This window comes from Acidovorax bellezanensis (assembly GCF_025421555.1).
Lineage (GTDB): Bacteria > Pseudomonadota > Gammaproteobacteria > Burkholderiales > Burkholderiaceae_C > Comamonas > Comamonas bellezanensis.
Genome location: NZ_JAODYH010000003.1, coordinates 109,895 through 132,523 on the forward strand (window position 1 = coordinate 109,895; position 22,629 = coordinate 132,523).

Consider the following 22,629-nt stretch of genomic DNA (forward strand, 5'->3'; position numbering starts at 1 on the left):
CGAAAATGGACAAGTAATGAATCGTCGCACCAGTCTCCTCCTCTCGCTCCTCGCCGCCACCGCGGCCCTGGCAGCCCCCTTCGCCCAAGCCCAGGAACCCATCCGCCTGATCGTGCCTTATGCGCCCGGTGGTCCACTGGACATCACGTCGCGTGCACTGGCCGAACGCGTGCGCGACACGCTGGGCGTGGTGATCATTGAAAACAAGGCCGGCGCTGGCGGCAACATCGGCGCCGATGCGATTGCCAAGGCCGCTCCCGATGGCCTGACCATCGGCCTGGCCGCCACGGCCACGCACGCGGTCAACCCCTGGCTGTATTCGCGCATGCCCTATGACGCGGGCAAGGACTTCGCGGGCATCACCCAGATGGTGCGCGTACCCAATGTGCTGGTGGTGAACGCCGCGTTCGCCGAGCGCAACAAGATCCACAGCATTGCCGACCTGCTGGCCTACGCCAAGGCCCACCCCGGCAAGCTCAACTACGGCAGCGGCGGCAACGGCAGCTCCGGCCACCTGGCCGGTGAAATGCTCAAGCAGCAAGCAGGCATCTATGCGCTGCATGTGCCCTACCGCGGCGCCAATCCCGCCCAGCTGGCCCTGCTGTCGGGTGAAGTCGACTTCAACATCGACAACCTGGCCGCGGCCGCTCCCAACATCCGCGCGGGCAAGCTCAAGGCCCTGGCCGTGACCTCGCTCGCCCCCAGCCCGCTGCTACCCGGCGTGCCGGCCCTGTCCAAGACTTTCCCCGGTTTCTCCATCGACACCTGGTGGGGCCTGGTCGCTCCCGCTGGCACCCCCCAGCCCGTGATCGACAAGCTCAACAAGGCCTTCACCGACGCCCTCAAGGCGCCGGAAACCAAGAGCCGCTTCGAGATGCTGATGGCCGAGCCCGTGCCGACCACGCCCGCCGCTTTCGACCAGTTCATGGCCGCCGAGCGCAAGAAGTACCAGCAGGTCGTGAAAGCTTCGGGCGCGAAAGTGGATTGACCCTGGCTTGCCCAACAAAAAACCCCGGTGCAGTTTGACTGCACCGGGGTTTTTTGCATCTCGTGAGACAGACGCTCAGTCCGCCCACTCAGGGCCTTGAATTCTCGCTATGCGCTGATCCTGCACGGCCTGGCATTGCGCCGGCGTGACCCGCTCGGGTGCGATTTCGGCCAAGGGCAGCAGCACAAAGGCCCGCTCGGTCAGGCGTGGGTGCGGCACGGTGAGGCGCTCGCTCCGGATCTGCTGCTCGCCGTACAGGACCAGGTCCAGGTCCAGCGTGCGGGGTGCGTTGCGGTAGGGCCGCTCACGCCCTGCGGCCTGCTCTATAGCCTGCAAGGCATCCAGCAAGGCCAGCGGCTCCAGCCGCGTGGCCAGTTCGGCCACGGCATTGAGGTAGTCCGGTCCGCCCGCATCGATGGGCGCGCTGGCGTACAGGCCAGAGACCTTGATCAGGCGCGTGGCGGGCAAGGCCGCCAGGGCCTCAACGGCCTGCGCCAGCGCCGCGCCGCGGTCGCCCAGATTGGCACCCAGGCCTATCCAGGCAGACACTTCGGCGCCTTCCGGCGCCTGGGGACTGACTGCGGCCATGGCACTCAGTAAGGCGATGCGTCGTCGGTGGTGTCGCGGGCTGCGCCCTTGTCGACCGGGCCTGCATCCGCGCTCTCGGCACCTTCGGTGGGCTTGCGACGGCGGCGGCGGCGTTTCTTGGGCGCTGCACCGTCATCGGCTTCGGCCGTTTCCGCGGGGGCCGGGATGGCCGCGGGGGCGGCAGCGGCCTGCTCGGACTTGGGCGCGCGACGCGGTGCGGGGGCTGCCGTTTTCTGGCGCAGTCGCAGCTCTTCGCGGGCCTGGGCAATCAGGTCGTCGCGGCGATCGTCGTCGGCATGCTGGAACTCCTGCCACCAGCTGGCCAGCGCTTCCTCGACTTCGCCCACATCGGCGCGCAGGCGCATGAAGTCGAAACCGGCACGGAAACGCGCCTGGGCCACCATGCCCAGCGGCGTGACGCCGGTGCGCTTTTCAAAGCGTGGCTGCATGACCCAGATCTCGCGCATGTCGGCAGCCAGCTTGCCGCGTCCGGAGACGTCGCCAATGCGCTGGTTGAACACGTCGTCGATGGCGTCCTGCAATGCGGGGAACGAATGCTGGCGCTGTTGCAGACGCTGCTCCCAGCCCTGCTTGACGTCCTGCCACAGCACGCAGGCCAGCAGGAAACTAGGCGCCACCGGCTTGCCTTCGCTCACGCGGCGGTCGGTGTCGGCCAGGGCCGCGGTGACGAACGGGTGATCGGCACGTTCGACGACCACGTCGAGCAGCGGGTAAATGCCGCGGCTCAGGCCCAGATCGCGCAGGCGCGACACCGAGGCCAGCGCGTGGCCGGTCTGCAGCAGCTTGAGCATTTCGTCGAACAGGCGGCTTTGCGGTACTTCGGCCAGCAGATGCTGGCTCGCGACCAGCGGTGCAGCGGTTTTCGGCTCGAGCTTGAAGCCCACGTCATGCAGCTTGGCCGCGAAACGCACGGCGCGGATGATGCGCACCGGATCTTCGCGGTAACGCGTGGCCGGGTCGCCAATCATGCGCAGCACGCGCTTTTTCGCGTCCTGTATGCCCTTGTGATAGTCGACCACGATTTGCGTGGCCGGATCGTAGTACATGGCATTGATGGTGAAGTCGCGGCGCGTGGCGTCCTGGTCCTGAGGGCCCCAGACGTTGTCGCGCAGCACGCGGCCGCTGGCATCGACCGCATGCTTCATGCCGGCCAATGCGGCCTTGCTGGTGCGCTCGTTGCCGGACACGCTTTCCGCCAGGCTGTTGTCCAGAAAGGCACGGAAGGTCGAGACTTCGATGACTTCGTTCTCACGTCCGCGGCCGTAGACCACGTGGACGATGCGAAAACGCTTGCCGATGATGAAGGCGCGGCGGAACAGGCTCTTGACCTGCTCGGGCGTGGCATTGGTGGCCACGTCGAAATCCTTGGGCCGCAGGCCCAGCAGCAGATCGCGCACCGCGCCGCCGACGATATAGGCTTCGAAACCCGCGTCCTGCAAGGTCTCGACCACGTCCACGGCGCGCCGGTCCACGAGTTCGGGGTTGATGCCATGCACCGAAGCCGGCACTTCCTCGCGCTTGCCAAAGCGCAGCTTGTGCGCACGGGCGCTCGCGCTGGGCTTGCCCAGCAATTTATCGATGATGGTTTTGATCATGGGTGTTCAGTAAACAGGTCCAGTATGCGCCAGTCGCGCTCCTGGGCCAGGGCGCGCAGACGCGCGTCAGGATTGGTTGCGACGGGGTGGTCCACTTTTTCCAGCAAGGGCACGTCGTTCATGGAGTCACTGTAGAAAGTGCTCTCTACATCGTCCCAGTCCAGCCCACGCCGTGCCAGCCATTGCTGCATGCGCAGCACCTTGCCTTCACGCATGGTGGGCTCGCCGTCGATCTCACCGGTGATCCAGCCCGAAGCGTCACGCTCGAGTTGCACCGCCAACAGCTCCTGCACGCCCAGTGCCTGCGCAATGGGACGGGTGATGAACTCGTTGGTCGCCGTCACGATCACGATTTCATCGCCTGCCTCGCGATGCGCCTGAAGCAGCGCGCGCGCGGCCGGGCGAATCGCAGGCAGGATGACTTCGCGCATGAAGCGCACATGGGCCTGGGCCGCCGCTTCGGGGCCGCGCGCACGCACCGCGTCAGTGGCAAAGCGCACATAGTCGTGCACGTCGAGCGTTCCCGCCTGGTAGTGGGCGAAAAACTCGTCGTTGCGGCGCCCGAATTCCTCCGGGTCCGTCCAGCCGATGCGGGTGGTGAACACGCCCCACTCGTAATCCGAGTCCAGGGGCAGCAAAGTGTGGTCTAAATCAAACAGCGCGAGCCGCGGGCGGGCGTTGGACGCGGAAGGTGTTGGCATGGGGTTCCAGAAAAAGAGGCCTGGCAGCGGCTAGCTACTCGGTCTCCAACATGGTCTTGAGCAGTGGAATGGTGATGGCGCGCTTGTTGCGCAAGGCAAAGCCATCGAGCATGTCGAGCAACTGCATGAGGCTGCCCAGATCGCGTGAGAAGCGCTTGAGCATGTAATCCATCACATCGTCGCCGAGAAACACACCCCGGGCATCGGCCTCCTGGCGCAACACCGCGCGGCGCGCCGGTTCGTCGAGCAGCCGCAGCTGGAACACATGGCCCCAGCCCAGTCGGCTCCGCAAATCCTCGCGCAGCTTCAGGTCCGCCGGCGGCAGCTCTCCGGCCGCCAGCACCCACCGGGGCAGGCCTGTGGCCGGGCTGGTCGCATTGACAAACCAGTTGAATGCCCTGGCCTGCTGCATGGGCGTGTACAGATGCACTTCGTCCATCAACACGGCCGACCAGCGCTCGTCGAACTCCGGAGGATAGCCGATGGACGCATCCATCCAGCCCACGATTGCCCCTTGCTCGCGCAGCGCTTCACGCACGGACTTGAGCAAATGGGTTTTTCCCGAGCCCGCCTCGCCCCACAGATAAGTGGGGACAGGTGAGCGCGGTATCAAGCTGCGGCCTTCGCCCACCCACAGTCGCAGGTGCTGCAGCACCGCAGCGTTGGGCCCCGCAAAAAAACGCGACAGCGAAGGACTGGTTGCCAGGCCAATATCCAGCGCCATTTGCTTCATGGACGGCATACGGAGCACACCCCCCTTCCTGAACCCAGGAGGAACCGTGCACAACAACAAGCTGGCAAAAGGAAGTTCGGCAACATTACAAACGGCAGAGCAAAGAACCCCTGGCGCAGGCATCTGCGACAGGGCTCGAAGGGCGCAACCGCAGTTGCGCTTGCCTGATTTTAGTCTGCGCAAGGCCCCCAAGCACACAGCGATCCCGCACAGACCTCTCGAAAAGCCCTTGAAAGCAGCCCCTGGCCCCCCACTGAGCGGGCCAGCGCCGTAAAATCCCCGAGTTCCGCCCCCTGCCGGGCACACCTGCACTGACCCAATCATGAGCTCCTCTGCCACCCAATCCACCCCCATTTCCTATAAAGACGCTGGCGTTGACATTGTTGCCGGCGATGCGCTGGTCGAGCGCATCAAGCCGCTGGCCAAGAAAACCATGCGCGAAGGCGTGATGGCCGGTATTGGCGGTTTTGGCGCCCTGTTTGAAGTACCCAAGCGCTACAAGGAGCCCGTGCTGGTCTCCGGCACCGACGGCGTGGGCACCAAGCTGCGTCTGGCGTTCGAATGGAACATGCACGACACCGTCGGCATCGACCTGGTCGCCATGAGCGTCAACGATGTGCTGGTGCAAGGCGCTGAACCCCTGTTCTTCCTCGACTACTTTGCCTGCGGCAAGCTGGACGTGGACACGGCCGCGGCCGTGGTCGGCGGCATCGCCCGCGGTTGCGAGCTGTCGGGCTGCGCACTGATCGGCGGCGAAACCGCTGAAATGCCCGGCATGTACCCCGCCGGCGAATACGACCTCGCGGGCTTTGCCGTCGGCGCTGTCGAAAAATCCAAGATCCTCACGGGCCAGAACGTGCAGGCCGGCGACGTGGTGCTGGGCCTGGCTTCGTCCGGCGTGCACTCCAACGGCTTCAGCCTGGTGCGCAAGTGCATCGAGCGCGCCGAGGCCAATGGCACCCTGCCTGCATCCCTGGACGGCAAGCCGTTCAAGCTGGCCGTGATGGAACCCACACGCCTGTACGTGAAGAACGTGCTGGCCGCGCTGGCTGAGCACCCCATCAAGGCCCTGGCCCACATCACCGGTGGCGGCCTGCTGGAAAACATCCCGCGCGTGCTGCCCGACGGCCTGGCCGCGCACCTCGATGCCGGCAGCTGGCCGCAGACCGAGCTGTTCGCCTGGCTGCAAGCCACGGCCGGCATCGACGCCGTGGAAATGAACCGCACGTTCAACAACGGTATCGGCATGGTGGTGGTAGTGCCCGCCGAGCAGGCCCAGGCCATCGCGACCACGCTGCAAGGCCTGGGTGAGACGGTCTACACCATTGGCCGCATCGCCGACCGCGGCGACGGCCAGCCAGTCGAAGTTCGCTGACACTGCAGCCACCGTCACCACGCGCCAAGATGTCCCAAAACCTTCCTGTTACCCGAGAAGAATTGCCTCAGACAAACTTGCGCAGCGTAGTGATCGCCAGCTATCTGCTGATGGCCGGCGGCTTGCTGCTGGTCATGTGGCAGAACCTGCTGCCCGGCCTGTTGTGCGTCTGCGTGGGTTTCATGCTCACGCGCGCACTGGCCCGGCTGCTGGCCCGCTTGCAGCGCCGCCCGGTCCCTGCCGGCTATTTGCCGCACTGGGCCCAGGTCGTGGCGGCAGCCATCATCATGCTGGCGCCCCTGGCCCTGCTGACCACCGCCCTGCCCCATACCCGCGGCTACATCGTCGAAGCACCCCAGCAATACAAGGAGCTGCTCGACTACATGGCGCGCACCGTGCTGGAGTTGCGCCACAAGCTGCCCGCCGACATTGCCAGTCAATTGCCCGACGGCGCGCGTGAAATCCAGAAAATCATCGCCGGCTACCTCGGCGCCAAGGCCGGCGCACTCGCCACGGCCGGCCGGGCCTGGCTCTCGGGCCTGCTGCATGCCTACGTCGGCCTGCTGGTCGGCGCGCTGGCCGCCGTGCGCGCCATTCCGCTGCATCGCGCGCCGCTGGTCGACGCCTTGCACCAACGTATCTCGCTGTTTGGCGAAGCCTTTGGGCAGATCGTGGCCGCGCAATTCTGGATTGCCGCCTTCAACAGCCTGCTCACCGCGCTGTTCCTGCTGCTGATCCTGCCCGCCTGGGATCTGGCCCTGCCCTACACCCCTGCGCTGATCACGCTGACTTTTGTCGCCGGACTGATCCCCATCGTCGGCAACCTGCTGTGCAATGCCGTCATCACCCTGGTCGGGCTGTCGGTATCGCCGGTGGCGGCGACCGCCTGCCTGTGCTTTCTGATCCTGATCCACAAGGCCGAGTACGTGATCAATGCCAAGGTGGTCGGCCAGCGCACCCACATGGGCGTGTGGGAACTGCTGTCGGTGATGTTCGTCGCCGAATCCGTATTCGGCCCCGCCGGCCTGGTCGCCGCGCCGCTGTTCTACGCCTACCTCAAGAAAGAGCTGGAAGCGCGCAAACTGGTCTGAAATGACCCCCATCGCATTTTGCCTAGGTGCGGCCCGGCGGCTGCGGGCCTCCACCCTGCGCTAGGGCCCGGTGACGATGACACATCAAGAACTGCATCAACCTCGCAGGACAGCCAGTCGGCGGGCTATCAGTTCGGCATCGGGTCGGTCGCCCGCGTACCGCAAATAGGTTTCCCAATCCGCGACGGCTTCGCGCGTGCGCCCCTGCTCGGCCAGGACCGCGCCCCGGTCGCGGTACTCGGCCCAATCGTCGGGCAAGAGCACGATCAGCCGGTCCAGCGTGGCCGTGAGCAAGGCCCATTGGCTTTGGGCGAAATAGATTTCCTTGAGGTTGCGCAGCAGGCGCTCGAGAATGTCGCGGGGCGTCGCCGCCTGTAGATGCAGGCCCAGGGGTGGCGCATCTTCACGCCGCCCGCGCCCCAGGCCAAAAGGCTCGAGCCGCTGGGCCAGTTCCTGGGCGGAAAACGAAATGCCGGTCAGCGGGTCCATGATCACCTGGCCTTCGGGCAGGCCGACCTTGAGCAGGAAGTGGCCGGGAAACGCCACGCCGCTGGCTTGCAGCCCCGCGGCCTGCGCGAGCTCCAGCCAGATCAGGGCCACGCTCACCGGAATACCGCGCCGCGTGGCCAGCACCACCGGGATGTAGCTGTTTTCGGGCGCGTAGTAGTTGTTGACGTTGCCGCCAAACCCCATTTCGCCGAAGAAGAACTGGTTGAGCACCTTGAGCCGCTGCAAGGGGGAATGCACGCCCACCAGATGCCGGGCCAGACGCAGCTGCATCTGGTCGATATCGGCCAGCACGGCCTGGATGTCCAGCTCGGGAAATTCATCCTGGGCAATGCAGACCGCAGCCTCCATCAGGGGCAAATGCTCATCGCTTTGCACCAGGGTAGCAAAGTACTGCAGGGAAGAAGGCGAATCGAAACGCAGTGACATGCTGTCCTTGTACGACCAGGCGCCTCCGAGCGCAAGGGGTTATCGATGCAGTAATTGGCGCAGCTTCAATCCAGCCGCCCACAGCCCACCAAAATACACGCCGGCGGCGCTCAGCAAAATCAGCGCCAGCCAGCCAGCGCGCTGCCAGCCATGGGCCTTGAGCCCAATCCAGTCCAGTTTCTGCCCGCTCCAGGCCAGCAGCACGGCCAGCAGCACGCTGGCCGCGAGCACCTGCAGCACCAGCTTGCCCCAGCCGGGCCGCGGAACAAAGGTGCCCCGGCGCAGCAGCACCACCAGCAGCCAGCCCGCATTGACCAGCGCCGCCAGGCCGATGGACAGCGCCAGCCCCGTGTGCGCGAGCCAAGGCACCAAGGCCAGGTTCAGCAACTGGGTAATGACCAGCACCGCCACCGCAATCTTCACCGGGGTACGAATGTCCTGGCTGGCGTAATACGCGGGCGCCAGCACCTTGATCGCGACCAAGCCCACCAAGCCCGCGCCATAGCCGGCGAGCGCCAGCGCAATCTGGCCGACATCGCGGTCCGTCAACGCGCCGCGGTGGAACAGCGTGGCCACCAGCGGCTGTGCAAACACCAGCAAGGCCACCGCGCAGGGAACCGACAACACCAGCACCAGCCGCAAGCCCCAGTCGAGCATGGCGGAATAGCGTTCGCTGTCCGCATTGGCCCTGGCCGCGGCCAGCTGTGGCGTCAGCACAACGCCCAACGCCACGCCCAGCAAGGCGGTGGGGAACTCCATCAAGCGGTCGGCATAGAACAGCCATGAGACGCTGCCCGGTGTGAGATAGGAAGCGATCTGCGTATTGATCATCAGCGAGATCTGCGCCACGCCCACGCCCAGCAAGGCCGGCGCCATCAGCGACAGAATGCGGCGCACCCCCGGGTCCTGCCAGGCCGTGTGCACGGCCGTCCACGTCAGGCCGATGCGCGGCATCAGACCCATGCGCTTCAAGACCGGAATCTGCACGGCCAGTTGCAGCACGCCGCCCAGCATCACGCCCCCCGCCATGGCGAAGATGGGCTCGATGCCGCGCGCCGACAACCAGGGCGCACCGATCAGCGCGGCGCCAATCATGCTCAGGTTCAGCAGCACCGGCGTGGCCGCGGGCACCACGAAACGCCGCCAGGTATTGAGCACCCCGGCCGACAGCGCCACCAGCGACATGAAGCCGATATAGGGGAACATCCAGCGCGTCATCTGCACGGCAGCGTCGTAGCTGGCACCCTCCTGCTTGAGCCCGCTGGCCAGCAGCCACACCAGCAGCGGCGCGCCCAGCACGCCCAGCACGCAGGTCAACACCAGGGCCCAGGTCAGCACCGTGGCCACGTTGGCGATCAGCACGCGCGTGGCGTCCTCGCCCTCCCTGGCCTTGGTGCCGGCCAACACCGGCACAAAGGCCTGGCTGAAAGCCCCTTCGGCGAACAGGCGCCGGAATAGATTGGGAATGCGGAACGCGACGTTGAAAGCGTCGGTCAGCGCGTTCGCTCCGAACATGGAGGCCATGAGCAGGTCGCGCAGCAAGCCGGTGATCCGGGAAGCGAGCGTGAACAGGGAGACGGTGGAGGCGGCTTTGAAAAGTGACACCCGCGCAGTGTATGCGCTGCGCCGACCACGCCGCCGAACAGACCCCGTGTACGCCGTCCTGCCACAGTACGAAGCCATTTTTTGGCCTGCCCCTGCAAGCAGTGCTACAATCGCCGGCTTCGCTGACATCATCCTCAGACACAAGGAATTTGAATCATGGCATCTGCTAAACCCAAGAAAAAGAACCCCCGCCTGGCCTCCGGCCGCAAGCGCGCTCGTCAAAACGTTGTACTGAACGCTGCGAACACTTCGCTGCGCTCCAAGTACCGCACCGCTGTCAAGAACGTCGAAAAGGCTGTTCTGGCTGGCGACAAGACCAAGGCAAGCGAACTGTTTGCCAAGGCACAATCCGTACTGGATACCATTGCCGACAAGGGTATCTTCCACAAGAACAAGGCTGCTCGCGATAAGAGCCGTCTTTCCGCCAAGGTCAAGGCCCTGGCACTGGCCGCCTAATCCACATTTAGGCAATCGCACGGATGGCGCAAGCCATCTGCCGTTTGTAACGGGTGCGCTGTCAACGAACGAAGAAACCGCCTTAGGGCGGTTTTTTCGTTGTGGAAGCACAAACCACCCCCACGCTTGCTCGCTGCGCGTAGCCGCGCTACCTACAGATACAAAAAAGCCGGCGTAAGCCGGCCTGGGTCGAAACAGTGGAGTCGCCTCAGGCCTTGGCCGGAGGATCGGGCAACAGGCAGGCTTCGGCGATCTGCAGATTGTTGTCCTTGGCGAAATTGATGACGAAATCCCAGGCCATGGGCTCATGCTCACGCAAGTCGGCGTGCAGCACCACGCACTTCGTGCCGTTGAGCGTGGTGGGAATGCACCAGGGCGAATAGTTCAGATGGCTGCCGGGCTGCGCCCCCCCAGGGCGAAACTGGCTCATGACGCCGGCCAGGCGTTCTGCCCAGTCACTGGGCCTGAAGGTTTTTCCATCCTGGGTCAGGCCCTGGATGAACAGTTCTTTAGAGTTGGGGGAAACCATCGGTATAGGTAGGGGAAGTGAAGCGGCCAGCGGGATCGCCGTCGGTGCGCCAGCCAATGATTCTAGCTCTTGTACAAGAGTTAACCCTGGCAGACTGACAGCATCCCAGTGCCACATGGGCTCATTGCACGGCTGTAATGCGTATTCCTCAATTTTCATCCTGCGTGCGCCATCTAGAATTGTCGTTCGCTCAACCTGGGCACGAGTGCAAAGTTCGTGCCACCCCTGCATTCTCGGGAGATTTTTGCAATGACCGCTTTCATTGAGGCAGCCTCGCCCCACGTGATGAACACCTATGGCCGCGTCCCGATCGCTCTGGAACGAGGCCAAGGCTGCCGCGTGTGGGATGTCAACGGCAAGGAATACCTCGATGCCCTCGGCGGAATTGCCGTGAACACCCTGGGGCACAACCACCCCAAGCTGGTTCCCGCCCTGCAGCATCAGCTGACACAGCTGATCCACACCTCGAACTACTACCATGTGCCCGGCCAGGAAACCCTGGCCCAGATGCTGGTCGAGCGTTCGCTGATGACGAATGTGTTCTTCTGCAGCACCGGCCTGGAAGCCAACGAAGCCGCAATCAAGATCGCGCGCAAGTACGGCGTGGACCAGGGCATTGCCCGGCCCGAGATCGTGGTCTTCGACTATGCCTTCCACGGCCGCTCCATTGCCACCATGACGGCCACCAGCAACCCCAAGGTGCGTGAAGGCTTCGGCCCGCTGCTCGACGGCTTCATCCGCGTGGCGCCCAACGACTACGCCGCCCTGCTCGCCGCCACCGAAGGCAATGCCAACATCACGGCCGTGATGCTGGAACCCATCCAGGGCGAAGGCGGCCTGCACCCCATGCGCGCCGACTACCTGCAGCAGGTGCGCGCGCTGTGCGATGCCCGCGGCTGGCTGCTGATCCTCGACGAAGTCCAGACCGGCATGGGCCGCACCGGCAAGTGGTTTGCCCACCAGTGGGCCGGCATCGTGCCCGACGTGATGACGCTGGCCAAGGGCCTGGGCTCGGGCGTGCCTGTCGGCGCCGTGCTGGCCCATGGCAAGGCCGCGACCGTGCTGCAGCCGGGCAACCATGGCTCGACGTTCGGCGGCAACCCGCTGGCCATGCGTGCGGGCATTGAAACCATCCGTATCATGGAAGAAGATGGCCTGCTGGCCCATACCAGCGCCGTGGGTGAATACCTGCGGGCCGCGCTGCGCGAACAGCTGGGCAGCATGGACGGTGTGCTCGACATCCGCGGCCAGGGCCTGATGATTGGCGTGGAGCTGTCCAAGCCCTGCGGCCAGCTGATCGGCCAGGCGGCCGAGGCCGGCCTGCTGCTGAGCGTCACCGCCGACACCGTGATCCGTCTGGTGCCGCCGCTGATCCTGAGCACGGCAGAAGCCGACGAACTCGTGGCCAAGCTCAAACCGCTGGTGCAAGCTGTGCTGGCTGCCTAAACTGCAAGGAATGAAGACATATGAAGCATTACCTCCAATTCAGTGACTTCACTGCCGAGGAATACGCCTACCTGTTCGAACGCGCTGCCCTCATCAAGAAGAAGTTCAAGGCCTACGAAAAGCACCACACGCTGGGCGATCGCACCATGGCCATGATCTTCGAGAAGGCCAGCACGCGCACGCGGGTGAGCTTCGAAGCCGGCATGTACCAGCTCGGCGGCTCGGTGGTGCATCTGACTTCGGGCGACAGCCAGCTCGGCCGCTCCGAGCCCATCGAAGACAGCGCGCGCGTGATCAGCCGCATGACCGATCTGGTGATGATCCGCACTTTCGGCCAGGAGCGCATCGCGCGCTTTGCCGAGTTCTCGCGCGTGCCGGTCATCAACGGCCTGACCAACGAGTTCCACCCCTGCCAGATCCTGGCCGACATCTTCACCTTCATCGAGCACCGCGGCTCCATCCAGGGCAAGACCGTGGCCTGGGTCGGCGACGGCAACAACATGGCCAACACCTGGCTGCAGGCCGGCGATCTGCTGGGCTTCAAGGTGCATGTGAGCACGCCCGGCGGCTATGAAGTCGACGAGCAGCTGGCCTTCAATGGCAAGGCCGCCAACCCCGGCAGCTACGCCATCTTCAAGGACCCGCTCAAGGCCTGCGAGGGTGCCGACCTGGTCACGACCGACGTCTGGACCAGCATGGGCTACGAAGCCGAGAACGAAGCGCGCAAGAAGGCCTTTGCCGACTGGTGCGTGGACGCCGAAATGATGGCCGCGGCCCGGCCCGAGGCCTTGTTCATGCACTGCCTGCCCGCGCACCGCGGCGAGGAAGTCGAAGCCGACGTCATCGACGGCCCGCAGTCCGTGGTCTGGGACGAAGCCGAGAACCGCATGCATGTGCAAAAGGCGCTGATGGAATACCTGCTGCTAGGCAAGCAGACAGGCTAAACACCCCCTGAGCGGCTTACGCCGGATGGCCGGCCCCCGCTTCCCCCTCTCATCCTTCGGTGGAGGGGGGCGCCCGGCCAGGGACGGCAACCTCGGTGCGGGGCGGCCCTTCCTCGCTGCCCCCTTGCTGGGGCACGCCAGTTTCAAACGCTGTGTTTCCTGCAGCGGCCCCCCTCTTTTCCCCGCTGCCGCCCTGATGCGTGCAGAAAGACTCCGGCCATGGCCACCTTCGACGACATTCAGCAGCGCGAATCCGGCCTGCAGCAGCATTTGAGCGGTGCGCAGATCGTGATGATCGCCATTGGCGGCGCCATCGGCACCGGCCTGTTCATGGGCAGCGCGTTCGCCATCGGCTTTGCCGGTCCCAGCGTGCTGCTGAGCTATGCCATCGGTGCACTGATTGCGCTGCTGCTCATGGGCTGCCTGGCCGAAATGACCGTCGCCCACCCGACTTCGGGCTCGTTCGGCGCCTATGCAGAGCACTACATCGCGCCCTGGGCCGGCTTTCTGGTGCGCTACGCCTACTGGGCCGCGGTGGTGCTGGCCGTGGGCATGGAAGTCACGGCCGTGGGCCTGTACATGGGCTACTGGTTTCCCGAAGTACCGCGCTGGATCTGGGTGGGCATTTTTTCGGCGGCGCTGGTGGCCGTGAATGCGTCCAGCGTCAAGGCCTTCGGTCAGGTCGAGTACGGTTTCTCCATGGTCAAGATCGTGGCCATCGTGGCTTTCATCCTGATCGGCGCCTATGTGGTCTTCGGCTCCCAGCGCCCGGAAATCGGCTTTCACAACTACACGGCGCACGGCGGCTTCTTCCCCCACGGCCTGTGGGGCACCTGGGTCGGCGTGGTGATCGCCATCTTCAGCTACCTGAGTCTCGAAGCCATTGCCGTCGCCGCCGGCGAAGCCCGGGACCCGCAGAAAGCCATCACCAGCGCGTTTCGCACCACCGTGCTGCGGCTGGTGCTGTTTTACCTGCTGACGCTGGCGCTGATGCTGGCCATCGTTCCCTGGCAGTCGGCGGGCACGGACAAAAGCCCCTTCGTGCAGGTGATGGAAATCATCGGCATTCCCGGCGCGGCCCATGTGCTCAATTTCGTGGTGCTGGTCGCCGCCCTGTCGGCCATGAACAGCCAGCTGTACGTGACCTCGCGCATGATGTTCAGCCTGTCGCGCGGCGGCTATGCGCCGCGGGCCCTGGGCCAGCTCAACCGCCGCGGCGTGCCCGCGCGCGCGATTGCCGTGTCCTGCGCCGGCATTGCCGTGGCCATGGTGCTCAACGTCTGGCAGCCCGAGAAATCGCTGGTCTGGATGATGGCGATCTCCATGTTCGGCGCGATGTTCACCTGGTTCATGGTGTTCGTGACCCATTTGTTCTTCCGCGCCCGCTGGAAGGCCGAAGGCAAGGGGCCGCTGGTCTTTCGCATGTGGGGCTTCCCCTGGTTCACGCTGCTGGGCGCGGCGCTGATGCTGGGCGTGCTGGTCACCACCTATTTCACCGAAGAGTTCCACCTGACGCTGCTGACCGGCCTGCCCTTTCTGGGCTTCCTGCTGGTGGTTTATGCCGTCTGGTACCGCCGCCGCGCATGAACCGGCGGCACAAACCCGCCCATGCTGACGCCACGCGCGCGGCCGGCGGTTTAGAGTAGATCACCATGCCACAGCTCCTCTGGGATATTTCCCCCGCCATCCATAGCGCCAGCCCGGTGTTCCCGGGCGACACGTCTTACAGCCAGCAGTGGTGCGCGACCATTTCACCGGACTGCCCGGTCAATGTCAGCGCCATCACGCTCTCGCCCCATGTGGGCGCGCACGCCGATGCACCGCTGCATTACGCGCCGGACGGTGCCGCCATCGGCGCGGTGGACCTCGACGCCTTTCTCGGCCCCTGCCGCGTGATCCACGCCATCGCCTGCGGCCCCCTGGTGCGCTGGGAGCACCTGGCCCATGCCATCACGCCCGACCTGCCGCCACGCGTGCTGGTGCGCACCTATGCCCAGGCCCCTCTGGGCTGGGACGGCGATCTCGCCGCCTACGCGCCCGAGACCGTGGAGCGGTTGGCCGAGCTGGGCGTGCGCCTCATCGGCATCGACACGGCCAGCATAGACCCGGCCAGCAGCAAGACCCTGGACAGCCACCAGGTCATTCGCCGGCGCGGTCTGCGCGTGCTGGAAAACCTGGTGCTCGACGCCGTACCCGAAGGCGACTACGAACTGATCGCCCTGCCGCTCAAGCTCACGCAAGCCGATGCCTCCCCGGTGCGCGCCGTGTTGCGCGCCCTGCCCTGACCTTCTGTGCCATCACCAGGAAGCCTCCCATGACACTCACCTTGCAAGACTGCCGCGACCGCGACGCCCAGGACCTGCTGCGCCCGCTGCGCGACCTGTTTTCCCTGCCTGCGGGCCAGATCTACCTCGACGGCAATTCGCTGGGAGCGGCGCCCAAGGCCACGGCTGCGCGCGTCGCCAGCGTGGTCCAGAACGAATGGTCGCAGGACCTGATCGCCTCCTGGAACAAGGCCGGCTGGGTCGATCTGCCGCTGCGCCTGGGCAACCAGTTCGCGCCCTGGCTGGGCGCGGGCCAGGACGAAGTGGTGTTCACCGACACCACTTCGATCAACCTGTTCAAGGTGCTCACGGCCGCGGCCCGGATCGCGGCCGAAGACGGCCCGGCGCGCAAGAAGCTGCTGACCGAACGCAGCAATTTCCCCACCGATCTGTACATCGCCCAGTCGGTGTGCCAGCAGCACGGCCTGGAGCTGGTGCTGCTCGAGCCCGAGGAAATCCTGCCCGCGTTGGATGATGACGCCGCTGTTCTGCTGCTGACCCATGTCAACTACCGCACGGGCGCCATGCACGACATGGAGCAGATCACGGCAGCCGCCCATGCGCACCGCATTCTCTGCGTCTGGGACCTGTGCCACAGCGCGGGCGCCGTGCCTGTCGACCTGCGCGGCGCCAACGCCGACTTCGCCGTCGGCTGCGGCTACAAATACCTCAACGGCGGCCCGGGCGCGCCAGCCTTTGTCTGGGCCCACCCGCGCGTCGTCAACCGCTGCTGGCAGCCGCTCACGGGCTGGTTCGGCCATGCTGCGCCCTTCCAGTTCACGCCCGGCTATGCGCCGGCCGAAGGCATTCGCCGCTACCTGTGCGGCACCCAGCCCATCATCAGCCTGTCGGCACTGCAATGCGGGCTGGATGTGTTCAGCGCCACCGAGGCCCTGGGCGGAATGCAAGCGCTGCGTGCCAAGTCGCTGGCGCTGACGGACTTGTTCATCCGCCTGGTCGAGGAACGCTGCCAAGGCCATGGACTGGGCCTGGCCACGCCGCTGCACCATGCCCAGCGCGGCTCGCAGGTCTGCCTCACGCGCGACGAAGGCCTGGGCCTGGACGGCCAGGGCAGCGGCGCCTACGCCATCATCCAGGCCTTGATCGCGCGCGGCGTGGTCGGCGACTTCCGCCAGGGCGACGGCGGCCTGGGCCGGCACAAGGACATCCTGCGCTTTGGCTTCACGCCGCTGTATGTGGGCTTTGAAGACGTCTGGAACGCCGTGGAGCAGCTGCGCCAGGTGCTGGCTTCAGGCGAGTGGCGCGAGCCGCGCTTTCACCAGCGCCAGGCAGTGACCTGAGGCGAGGGGCGCGATTCAGGGGACATCAGGCGACTCCTGGTCGAAGTCGGCTTTGTTCACTATCTCAAAACCGGACCCGGCCTTCTCATCGAAATACGAGGTGCTGTAAGTCAGCGGTTTGCTGATCACCGGCACCGGGGCCTGAGCGGCCGTGAAGCTGCCCAGGTTTTCAAACCGCAGCGCCACAGAGGCCTGCAGCCGGGCTTTTTCGTCCATTTCCAGCGTTGTGTCGCTGGGCACCGTCCTGACATCGATAGGCGCCTCTTCCTGGTTTTCGTACTTGAAATCCAGGACCACTTCCACCGCTTCCTGGGACAGGGTGTTGACTTTCAAAGTCCGCACCCCTGCGCTCAGATCAATGCCCTCGCCCACGCTTCCCAGCGATTCTTTTTGCAGATAGCTCAATAGCGGCTGGGCCAGTCCTTGCTGGGCAAACCGACTGATCCAGTCGGCGGCCACCAGATTTTCACCACAGGCTTGCACAAAAGCGCGGCACGCCTGCTCCAGGCTGGACCCGCTGCCATCGACGCCGGAAGCCATCCAGCCCGCCTGGCCCTCGCCCGGATAGGCCTTGCCGTTGATCTCTATGCCGTGGAGGCGCCAATCGTGCGCCGTCGCTGCGTGCACACCCGCTGGAATCTGGTGCTCCCCTGAGCTCAGAAGGTAGGGCGTCAGCACGCCCTGCGCTTGGGCCAGGTCGCCCTTGAGATGCTGGAAGCTGCGTTGCTGCTCTTGCCAATGCGCACGCGGCGGACTCAAGTCCACATGCGTCTCGGCGCCGCGGCGCACAATGTCCAAAGCGTCTGACTGCATGCCCAGCTGCGCCTTGACCCGCTGCATGGAGGCCTCCAGCTGAACCAGTTCGGCGTTCAGAGCATCGTGCTCCGAAGTGCGCTCTGCCAGCCCTTCTATTTTTGCCTTGACTTGCGTCAGGATGGTCTCCAGATGGGGAAACCCTCTCTCCTGCGACCCTCGTGCATGCAGCCGGGAATTCATTTCCGGCTCAAGAAGGCCGAGCTTTTCTGCCCTCGAGACCACTTGCATGAAGGGTTCATGTGCTACCAGCCTCAAGATCCCCTTGTAGACATGCTCCTTGCGCTCCACGCCAGGTGGCGGACTTTCCAAGCGCGTTCGAATAAAGCTCAGTGAGTGCGCGATCACACGCTGCCAAGCCATGGCTGGGCTGGCACTGCCTCGCCCCATGTCGTCGATCCGCTGCGCGCTGGTCGACACATGTGGCATGCCCTCGGATTCAAATTTGATGAACATCAGTGCCTGGCCCTCATCGCCCTGCAACTGGTCGAACAATATGGTTCCGTTCTGGCCTGGCAACCGCCGGTCATAGTCCTCTATGCCGCGTTGTTCGGGATTGCCCCAGTAATCCTTTGCGCTGGCCGACATCTCATTGAAATGCGTCGATATCCGGCTGTAAGCCAAGGGGCTGCTTTGCATGAAGCGGTAGATCGCGTGGCCCGGGTCCTTGAACATATAGGCTCCGCTGATCGACAGATCGCTCACCTCCTTGCCGTCGACCATTCGCGCCATACCCGTGGCTTTCTGGTTCGCGTCCTGCTGCGCCGCGCAGGCGACCACATACCAGGAAATGGCCCGTGTCACCTCCTGATTGGGTGTCAACTCCACTCCCCCCGCCGGCGTCGTCAGCTTCAGTCGTTGAACACGCCCCGCGCGGGACTGTCCGGTGGCGTTGACCGCCTCCTGCGCCCCATCCAGTGGGACTTCCTCCTGGCTATCCTGTGCCCCGGTCTGCTCGATGGCACGCACCACCCGCTCGCCCAGGGCCACGTACTTCTGGATGGCTTCGCGGGACAATTCCGTGCCAGCGTCCTGCGCGTGAGCAAGCAGCGCGTCGAGCACCGCAGGGTTTGTGGCCAGAGTCCCTGGCTCGGGGATACACAGCGGGGACAAGTCAGGCACCGAGGGGGCTGTTGGCCACCAATAATGGGTCAACTGCTCTATCACGCCCTGCACGGGCCACGGAAAGCTGCTCTGGTCAGCAGGTCCAGGCGGAGCGCTGGAAGCCGTCGCGCCGGTCTGATTTCCCGCTGCACCTGCCTGCGTCGGGGCGCTCCCGGCTTCCTGCAGCAATGTCGACGGAGGAAATCCCCCGTTGGTGGGGGAAAGGTAAACGATGTCCATAGTGATCAAGCCCGAAAATCCGAATGCATGGCCAGCGCCATCTCATCGGTGTTTGCTACAAGGTATTGCCCCCAGGCCTGGCCCAATTCGGCAAAACCGGCGATCAAGGCAGCCAGCGTGGCGCCATCCAGATCCCGCATAGGCCAACGCACACACCAGGTGACAGCATCACCCGCAGGCGACAGGCCCAAGGTGCCGCCGCCCGTCCCCGCCCACAGGTGATTGGCCTGCATCAGCATGCGTAAAACTTCCTCGAACCGCTGCGCTGGCGGTGTCCCCAATACGCTGCACAGCACCACATCCGGCGCTTCCAGGGTGCCGCCTTGCTGCATGAAAATGCTCAGCTCGCCCAGGCGAATTTCCTGCTGCGCGAGCAGACTCGCGGAGTCCAGGCCTATGTTTTCAGCGAGCTGCGTCAGAAGCTGCGGGTAGGAAAGAGACATGGCGTGGGCGACTCCGTGGATGAAAAATCGGTATCCAACGGTGAGTAACCCCTGACATTCCAAAGTTCCCTGGAGCCACGGCAGGCCGTCAATCGGTCCTGCGCCCCTGCATGGCCCACAGGTGCGCGCCCAGCAGCGCACGCCAGGGAGCGAAGGGCGCAAGCCAGGCCTGGGCCTGGGCGGGCGTGAGCAGCGCGTCGGGGCCGGCCAGGCCCTGGTCTGCCAGCAACCGCTGTATGCCCCGGCGCACGGCCACATCGCCATGCAGCGAACCATCGAGCCAGCCAAAGCCGCGCAGCAGCGTATAGCTCACGGTCCACGGCCCTATGCCCTTGATGGCCAGCAAGGCCTGACTGATCTGCTCGGCCGGCACCACGGGCTGCGCGGCCCAGGCCGCCAGCGGCAGCTCGCCGGCCAGTTGGGCCTGCGACACCGCCAGCAGGCTCTGGGCCTTGGCCAGGGACAGGCCCGCCGCGCGCAGGCGCTCCGGACCCAGCGCCAGCACCTGCGCGGCCTGGGGATGGCAGTACAGGCCGCTGGCATGGCGCAGGTCGGCGGCGAGAATCAGGCGCCGGCGCAGCGCCACGGCGGCCGCCACGCTGATCTGCTGGCCCATGATGGCCCAGGCAAGCGCTTCGAACGGCGTGCCCACCACGGCCACACGCAAGCCGGTCTGCGCCCTGAGCACCGCCCCCAGCAACGGATCCGCATCCCAGCGCGCTTCGAAAGCCGCGATGTCCTGCGTCAGGCCCAACATGCGGCGCAGCAGCGGCAGGCCCTCCTGCGCGGCCAGGTCCGCATCGCCGCCGTCCATCTCCCAGCGCACCTGGACCTCATCGGCCGAAAAGACCATCTGCACGCAGACCGGCCGGTCCTGCCACCACAGGCCTTTGCGCAGCGATGCCGGCCCGACCTGCTCGGCCAGCGCCTCGCGGTCACGCGCATGGAAAGCCAGCATGTCCTGGGCACGGTAATGCGCGGGCAAAGGCAGGCGCCAGACTGGCCCGCGGGTTCCCTCTTCGGGCAATGTCGTGGTCATGGCGCTGCAGCTCCTGTGGCAAGACCCGCCATGGTGCACCATCTGCGCGCACTGCGTCCAACGATGGCGACCGACAGCAGGCCCAGCGCAGCCTATGATGTGAAACCGGCTTTTTGTGTAGCTCCCATGACCTCCCACACCCCTCCTCCCGCTCCCGAGTCCATCGTGCATGCCGAGCGAGCCCAGCTCGACTTCAGCCAGAGCATGAGCTATGGCGACTATCTGCATCTCGACCAGATCCTGAACGCGCAGAAACCGCTGTCGCCCGATCACAACGAGATGCTGTTCATCGTCCAGCACCAGACCAGTGAGCTTTGGATGAAGCTCATGCTGCACGAGCTGCGCGCCGCCATCCACCATGTCGCGCTCGACGAGTTGCCCACGGCCTTCAAGATGCTGGCGCGCGTGTCGCGCATCATGGAGCAGCTGGTCCATGCCTGGGACGTGCTGGCCACCATGACGCCGCCCGAGTACAGCGCCATTCGCCCCTACCTGGCGCAATCCAGCGGCTTCCAGAGCTACCAGTACCGCTGCATCGAGTTCTCCCTGGGCAACAAGAACGCCGCCATGCTCAAGCCCCACGCCCACCGGCCCGAGTTGCTGGCCATGGTGGACGAGGCCTTCCGCGCGCCTTCGCTCTACGACGAAGCCTTGCGCCTGCTCGCGCGCCGCGACATTGCCGTGCCGGCCAGCCATGTGGAGCGTGACTGGACCCAGCCCTACACGGCCGACGCAGGCGTGGAACAGGCCTGGCTGACGGTCTACCGCGATCCGCGCCAGCACTGGGACCTGTACCAGTTGGGCGAAGAGCTCACCGACCTGGAAGATGCATTCCGGCTCTGGCGCTTTCGCCATGTGACCACCGTCGAGCGGGTCATAGGCTTCAAACGCGGCACGGGCGGCACCGGCGGCGTGAGCTATCTGCGCAAGATGCTGGACATCGTGTTGTTCCCTGAAATCTGGACGCTGCGCACCGAACTCTGAGATAGATGACCCGCAGCACCGCAGGCGACAGGCCCCAGCGCTAATCCCTGCTAGGCTGCGGGATAAGGAAAATTTGCGTTGTGAACCAGCCTGCCACCTCTCCCCCGACATCCACCCCAGACTCCCACGGCGCCGCCGCCGCCCCACCCCGGCTTCCTCCGCGCGCAGCCTGGGCCATGCTGCTGGTGCTGATCAGCGGCTTTGCACTGAGCCAGGCCTACCGCACCGTCACCGCCATTTTTGCCCAGGGCCTGCAAGCCGACTTCGGCCTGTCGACCGCGTCCCTGGGACTGTTTGCCAGCCTGTTCGCACTGACCTTCGGTGCCGTGCAGCTGTTCATGGGCGTGGGCATAGACCTTTACGGCCTGCGGCGCACGGTGCTCGTGACCGCGCCGCTGTGCGTTCTCGGCGCGGTCATTTCCGCCTGGTCGCCCAACTACGCCTGGCTGCTGGCCGGCCAGGCGCTGATCGGCCTGGGCTGCGCCCCCGCCTTTCTGGCCTGCACGGTGTTCATCGCCCGCCATTTCACGGCTTCACAGTTTGCGCTGGTGTCGGGCATCAGCCTGGGGCTGGGCGGTGTCGGCATGTTGTTCACGGGCACGCCGCTGGCCTGGCTGGTCGAGCGTTATGGCTGGCGCAGCGGCTTTGCCCTGCTGGGCCTGCTGTCCGCTCTGTCCTGGCTGTTGATCGCCTGGAAAGTGCATGAGCCGCAAGGCAGTGCGAGCACGGCACCGCGCCAGAGCTGGCTGACGGCCATCCGTGAATTCGGCGCCCTGCTGACCATGCCCCATAGCTGGGGAATCCTGTCCCTGGGCCTGGTGACCTACGCGTCCTTCCTGACCCTGCGCGGCCTGTGGCTGGGCCCCCTTTTCATGGAGCGCCATGGCTGGTCGCTGGTGGCCAGCGGCAATCTGGCGCTGCTGGTCTCCGTGATCTCGCTGGTCATGCCCGGGCTGTTCGGCCGCATGGACCCCGGTCCCCTGCGCCGGCGCCAGTGGATGGTGGGCTCGGTGATGGCGACGGCCGTGCTGTACGCGGTCCTGGGCCTGCTGCACGCCACCTGGCTGAATGTGGCGCTGATCATCATCATCGTCATCTGCTCCGGCTCCTCGGTGCTGCAATACGCCAATGCGCGCTCGTCCTTCCCGCCCGAAGCCACGGGCCGGGCCATGGCCCTGCTCACCATGGCCATGTTTCTCGGCGCCGGGCTGATGCAATGGCTGACCGGCCTGTTCGCGTCATGGGCCCAGCACTACGGCTTCGATCCGTTCGCGGGCGTGATGCTGGGCATTGCCGGCATGCTCGCCCTGGGCGCCGCGGGCTTCCAGGCCATGCCCATGTCCGAGCAGTTGCGCAAGAACCTCTAGCCGACG

Annotated in this window: 21 protein-coding genes; 11 read left to right on the plus strand and 10 right to left on the minus strand. The window is 65.3% G+C overall.

Features of this window, described 5'->3' with window-relative positions; all coding sequences use genetic code 11:
• The first annotated feature begins 16 nt into the window (after positions 1–16).
• Entirely contained in the window at positions 17–988 is a 972-nt protein-coding gene (locus tag N0K08_RS04115) for a Bug family tripartite tricarboxylate transporter substrate binding protein (RefSeq protein ID WP_261498771.1), read from the plus strand.
• Between the two features lie 75 nt (positions 989–1,063).
• Here the strand turns inward: N0K08_RS04115 and folK are convergent, their stop codons facing one another.
• Genes folK through hda form a run of 4 tightly spaced genes read right to left on the minus strand, consistent with a single transcriptional unit; the run spans position 1,064 to position 4,626 of the window.
• Positions 1,064–1,576, minus strand: coding sequence for a 2-amino-4-hydroxy-6-hydroxymethyldihydropteridine diphosphokinase (folK, locus tag N0K08_RS04120; protein ID WP_261498772.1), 513 nt, complete (start codon positions 1,574–1,576; stop codon positions 1,064–1,066).
• Positions 1,577–1,581: 5 nt separating this feature from the next.
• On the minus strand, positions 1,582–3,192 hold the full coding sequence (gene pcnB / locus N0K08_RS04125; protein ID WP_261498773.1) for a polynucleotide adenylyltransferase PcnB: 1,611 nt from the start codon (positions 3,190–3,192) through the stop codon (positions 1,582–1,584).
• The gene (locus N0K08_RS04130; protein ID WP_261498775.1) at positions 3,189–3,893 is read right to left on the minus strand and encodes a histidinol-phosphatase; all 705 of its coding nucleotides are present in this window, start codon (positions 3,891–3,893) and stop codon (positions 3,189–3,191) included. Before N0K08_RS04130 ends, pcnB begins: the two co-directional genes overlap by 4 nt.
• A gap of 34 nt (positions 3,894–3,927) precedes the next feature.
• The gene (hda, locus tag N0K08_RS04135) at positions 3,928–4,626 is read right to left on the minus strand and encodes a DnaA regulatory inactivator Hda (RefSeq protein ID WP_261498776.1); all 699 of its coding nucleotides are present in this window, start codon (positions 4,624–4,626) and stop codon (positions 3,928–3,930) included.
• 322 nt (positions 4,627–4,948) lie between these two features.
• Here hda and purM point away from each other — a divergent pair, with 322 nt between their 5' ends.
• Together purM and N0K08_RS04145 are read left to right on the plus strand one after the other, a co-directional pair.
• Entirely contained in the window at positions 4,949–6,001 is a 1,053-nt protein-coding gene (purM, locus tag N0K08_RS04140) for a phosphoribosylformylglycinamidine cyclo-ligase (RefSeq protein ID WP_261498778.1), read from the plus strand.
• A gap of 29 nt (positions 6,002–6,030) precedes the next feature.
• The gene (locus tag N0K08_RS04145) at positions 6,031–7,092 is read left to right on the plus strand and encodes an AI-2E family transporter (RefSeq protein ID WP_261498780.1); all 1,062 of its coding nucleotides are present in this window, start codon (positions 6,031–6,033) and stop codon (positions 7,090–7,092) included.
• A 96-nt stretch (positions 7,093–7,188) separates the two neighbouring features.
• On the opposite strand, the gene N0K08_RS04150 is transcribed toward N0K08_RS04145, so the two are convergent.
• Together N0K08_RS04150 and murJ are read right to left on the minus strand one after the other, a co-directional pair.
• Positions 7,189–8,028 (minus strand): SirB1 family protein, encoded by an 840-nt coding sequence (locus N0K08_RS04150; protein ID WP_261498781.1) that lies wholly within the window; start codon positions 8,026–8,028, stop codon positions 7,189–7,191.
• Between the two features lie 39 nt (positions 8,029–8,067).
• Complete coding sequence (gene murJ / locus N0K08_RS04155; protein WP_261498782.1) at positions 8,068–9,633, minus strand: murein biosynthesis integral membrane protein MurJ; 1,566 nt, start codon at positions 9,631–9,633, stop codon at positions 8,068–8,070.
• 156 nt (positions 9,634–9,789) lie between these two features.
• On the opposite strand from murJ, the gene rpsT reads away from it, so the two are divergent.
• Positions 9,790–10,089 carry a 30S ribosomal protein S20 gene (gene rpsT, locus N0K08_RS04160; protein WP_159917413.1) on the plus strand — a complete coding sequence of 100 codons (300 nt, stop codon included), beginning with the start codon at positions 9,790–9,792 and terminating at the stop codon, positions 10,087–10,089.
• Between the two features lie 208 nt (positions 10,090–10,297).
• Here the strand turns inward: rpsT and N0K08_RS04165 are convergent, their stop codons facing one another.
• A complete protein-coding gene (locus N0K08_RS04165; protein WP_261498784.1) occupies positions 10,298–10,618 on the minus strand; it encodes a DUF3579 domain-containing protein in 321 nt (106 codons plus the stop codon).
• Between the two features lie 249 nt (positions 10,619–10,867).
• On the opposite strand from N0K08_RS04165, the gene N0K08_RS04170 reads away from it, so the two are divergent.
• The 5 genes from N0K08_RS04170 (at position 10,868) to kynU (ending at position 16,633) form a co-directional block, all read left to right on the plus strand.
• Positions 10,868–12,064 (plus strand): aspartate aminotransferase family protein, encoded by a 1,197-nt coding sequence (locus N0K08_RS04170; protein WP_261498785.1) that lies wholly within the window; start codon positions 10,868–10,870, stop codon positions 12,062–12,064.
• A 20-nt stretch (positions 12,065–12,084) separates the two neighbouring features.
• Positions 12,085–13,008 carry an ornithine carbamoyltransferase gene (gene argF, locus N0K08_RS04175; protein ID WP_261498786.1) on the plus strand — a complete coding sequence of 308 codons (924 nt, stop codon included), beginning with the start codon at positions 12,085–12,087 and terminating at the stop codon, positions 13,006–13,008.
• Between the two features lie 219 nt (positions 13,009–13,227).
• On the plus strand, positions 13,228–14,595 hold the full coding sequence (locus N0K08_RS04180; protein WP_261498787.1) for an amino acid permease: 1,368 nt from the start codon (positions 13,228–13,230) through the stop codon (positions 14,593–14,595).
• A gap of 65 nt (positions 14,596–14,660) precedes the next feature.
• On the plus strand, positions 14,661–15,293 hold the full coding sequence (gene kynB, locus N0K08_RS04185; RefSeq protein WP_261498788.1) for an arylformamidase: 633 nt from the start codon (positions 14,661–14,663) through the stop codon (positions 15,291–15,293).
• 29 nt (positions 15,294–15,322) lie between these two features.
• Positions 15,323–16,633 carry a kynureninase gene (gene kynU, locus N0K08_RS04190; RefSeq protein ID WP_261498789.1) on the plus strand — a complete coding sequence of 437 codons (1,311 nt, stop codon included), beginning with the start codon at positions 15,323–15,325 and terminating at the stop codon, positions 16,631–16,633.
• Between the two features lie 15 nt (positions 16,634–16,648).
• On the opposite strand, the gene N0K08_RS04195 is transcribed toward kynU, so the two are convergent.
• From N0K08_RS04195 to N0K08_RS04205, 3 genes are all read right to left on the minus strand, one after another.
• Positions 16,649–18,790 (minus strand): hypothetical protein, encoded by a 2,142-nt coding sequence (locus N0K08_RS04195; protein WP_261498790.1) that lies wholly within the window; start codon positions 18,788–18,790, stop codon positions 16,649–16,651.
• Between the two features lie 5 nt (positions 18,791–18,795).
• Positions 18,796–19,233, minus strand: coding sequence for a type III secretion system chaperone (locus N0K08_RS04200; RefSeq protein ID WP_261498791.1), 438 nt, complete (start codon positions 19,231–19,233; stop codon positions 18,796–18,798).
• An 88-nt stretch (positions 19,234–19,321) separates the two neighbouring features.
• The gene (locus N0K08_RS04205) at positions 19,322–20,272 is read right to left on the minus strand and encodes a DNA-3-methyladenine glycosylase family protein (protein ID WP_261498792.1); all 951 of its coding nucleotides are present in this window, start codon (positions 20,270–20,272) and stop codon (positions 19,322–19,324) included.
• Positions 20,273–20,398: 126 nt separating this feature from the next.
• Here N0K08_RS04205 and kynA point away from each other — a divergent pair, with 126 nt between their 5' ends.
• Together kynA and N0K08_RS04215 are read left to right on the plus strand one after the other, a co-directional pair.
• Positions 20,399–21,256, plus strand: coding sequence for a tryptophan 2,3-dioxygenase (kynA, locus tag N0K08_RS04210; RefSeq protein WP_261498793.1), 858 nt, complete (start codon positions 20,399–20,401; stop codon positions 21,254–21,256).
• Positions 21,257–21,432: 176 nt separating this feature from the next.
• A complete protein-coding gene (locus N0K08_RS04215) occupies positions 21,433–22,623 on the plus strand; it encodes an MFS transporter (protein ID WP_261498794.1) in 1,191 nt (396 codons plus the stop codon).
• The last annotated feature ends 6 nt before the right edge of the window (positions 22,624–22,629 follow it).

Bases quoted from the DNA above. Each gene is read 5' to 3' on its own strand.
- N0K08_RS04115 (WP_261498771.1), top strand. From the start codon at position 17: ATGAATCGTCGCACCAGTCTCCTCCTCTCGCTCCTCGCCGCCACCGCG.
- folK (WP_261498772.1), bottom strand. From the start codon at position 1,576: ATGGCCGCAGTCAGTCCCCAGGCGCCGGAAGGCGCCGAAGTGTCTGCC.
- pcnB (WP_261498773.1), bottom strand. From the start codon at position 3,192: ATGATCAAAACCATCATCGATAAATTGCTGGGCAAGCCCAGCGCGAGC.
- N0K08_RS04130 (WP_261498775.1), bottom strand. From the start codon at position 3,893: ATGCCAACACCTTCCGCGTCCAACGCCCGCCCGCGGCTCGCGCTGTTT.
- hda (WP_261498776.1), bottom strand. From the start codon at position 4,626: ATGAAGCAAATGGCGCTGGATATTGGCCTGGCAACCAGTCCTTCGCTG.
- purM (WP_261498778.1), top strand. From the start codon at position 4,949: ATGAGCTCCTCTGCCACCCAATCCACCCCCATTTCCTATAAAGACGCT.
- N0K08_RS04145 (WP_261498780.1), top strand. From the start codon at position 6,031: ATGTCCCAAAACCTTCCTGTTACCCGAGAAGAATTGCCTCAGACAAAC.
- N0K08_RS04150 (WP_261498781.1), bottom strand. From the start codon at position 8,028: ATGTCACTGCGTTTCGATTCGCCTTCTTCCCTGCAGTACTTTGCTACC.
- rpsT (WP_159917413.1), top strand. From the start codon at position 9,790: ATGGCATCTGCTAAACCCAAGAAAAAGAACCCCCGCCTGGCCTCCGGC.
- N0K08_RS04165 (WP_261498784.1), bottom strand. From the start codon at position 10,618: ATGGTTTCCCCCAACTCTAAAGAACTGTTCATCCAGGGCCTGACCCAG.
- N0K08_RS04170 (WP_261498785.1), top strand. From the start codon at position 10,868: ATGACCGCTTTCATTGAGGCAGCCTCGCCCCACGTGATGAACACCTAT.
- argF (WP_261498786.1), top strand. From the start codon at position 12,085: ATGAAGCATTACCTCCAATTCAGTGACTTCACTGCCGAGGAATACGCC.
- N0K08_RS04180 (WP_261498787.1), top strand. From the start codon at position 13,228: ATGGCCACCTTCGACGACATTCAGCAGCGCGAATCCGGCCTGCAGCAG.
- kynB (WP_261498788.1), top strand. From the start codon at position 14,661: ATGCCACAGCTCCTCTGGGATATTTCCCCCGCCATCCATAGCGCCAGC.
- kynU (WP_261498789.1), top strand. From the start codon at position 15,323: ATGACACTCACCTTGCAAGACTGCCGCGACCGCGACGCCCAGGACCTG.
- N0K08_RS04195 (WP_261498790.1), bottom strand. From the start codon at position 18,790: ATGGACATCGTTTACCTTTCCCCCACCAACGGGGGATTTCCTCCGTCG.
- N0K08_RS04200 (WP_261498791.1), bottom strand. From the start codon at position 19,233: ATGTCTCTTTCCTACCCGCAGCTTCTGACGCAGCTCGCTGAAAACATA.
- N0K08_RS04205 (WP_261498792.1), bottom strand. From the start codon at position 20,272: ATGACCACGACATTGCCCGAAGAGGGAACCCGCGGGCCAGTCTGGCGC.
- kynA (WP_261498793.1), top strand. From the start codon at position 20,399: ATGACCTCCCACACCCCTCCTCCCGCTCCCGAGTCCATCGTGCATGCC.
- N0K08_RS04215 (WP_261498794.1), top strand. From the start codon at position 21,433: ATGCTGCTGGTGCTGATCAGCGGCTTTGCACTGAGCCAGGCCTACCGC.